Origin of the sequence: Ancylomarina sp. 16SWW S1-10-2, from assembly GCF_009669305.1 — a bacterium.
Lineage (GTDB): Bacteria > Bacteroidota > Bacteroidia > Bacteroidales > Marinifilaceae > Ancylomarina.
In genome coordinates this window covers 1-937 of sequence record NZ_SADB01000086.1, presented here as the reverse complement: position 1 = coordinate 937, position 937 = coordinate 1, and the positions used below count along the sequence as shown (strand labels likewise).

At 33.6% G+C, this 937-nt stretch carries 2 protein-coding genes; both read left to right on the top strand.

What is annotated here, in order from left to right; genetic code table 11:
* Positions 1 to 290, top strand: a 290-nt coding sequence (locus EMN46_RS18615; protein ID WP_154202522.1) for an SDR family NAD(P)-dependent oxidoreductase, incomplete at its 5' end; no start/stop codon positions are given.
* A gap of 208 nt (positions 291 to 498) precedes the next feature.
* On the top strand, positions 499 to 909 hold the full coding sequence (locus EMN46_RS18610; protein WP_154202520.1) for an SDR family NAD(P)-dependent oxidoreductase: 411 nt from the start codon (positions 499 to 501) through the stop codon (positions 907 to 909).
* Positions 910 to 937 lie beyond the last annotated feature (28 nt).

The window sequence follows — 937 nt, the reverse complement described above, 5'->3', positions numbered from 1 at the left end:
CATCTAAGGGAGCCGTTCAATCACTTACAAGATCATTAGCAAAAGATTTAGCTGAATATGGAATTAGAGTAAATGCTGTATCTCCTGGTACAATTGATACACCATTTCATGCTCAAATTAAAGCAACTAAACCTGAGGTATTTGCTTCCTGGGCAAATAATATTATGCTTGGAAGAATAGGTAAACCAGAAGAAGTTGCTTCGGTTATATCCTTCTTAGCAAGTGATGATGCAGCTTTTATTACTGCTGAAACTATACAAATTGGTGGTGGTCAGGCTTTAGGAATATAAAAACTTTATTTTTTTCATGAATTTCATTTTTACGTCTGGAAATTGCCAGTAAGAGGTAATGTCCAGACGTATTGAACTTCTCCTTTAAAATTTAGGAGAACAACAGAAAATCAAAAAGAAGATCTGCAAATTACAAAGAATAAACAATCGGTTTTTCTCAATTATGATACAGATTCTTTATCGTTAATTAATAAAAAAAACAATTATTATGAAAGCAGAAGGAAAAGTAGCTATTATTACTGGTGGAAGCGGTGGAATTGGTTTTCAAGTCTCAAAAAGATTAGGTGAAGATGGCTATTCTGTATATTTAATGGATATCGCAGATGAAGCTAAGGGAGCTGAAAGAGTAAAAGAGCTTGCCGCTGACGGTATTAAAGCAGCGTATTTTAGCGTTGACCTTACAAAAGAAGATGGTGTAACTTCTACCATAAATACAATTGGAGCAAAAGAAGGTAAAATCGATCTTCTAGTAAATTGTGCAGGTGGATTAGGTGGAAGATCTCGTTTTGAAGGAATGACAACTGAATTTTTCAGATTTGTTATGGCTTTAAATCTTGATTCAGCATTTTTCACATCAAGAGCAGCTATTCCTTTTCTTAAAAAAGGAACAAATGCATAATAATGCTGTAATTCGAAATGTTTCAGAT

Excerpts from the sequence above, each read along its gene's own strand:
- EMN46_RS18610 (WP_154202520.1), top strand. The coding sequence starts at position 499 with ATGAAAGCAGAAGGAAAAGTAGCTATTATTACTGGTGGAAGCGGTGGA.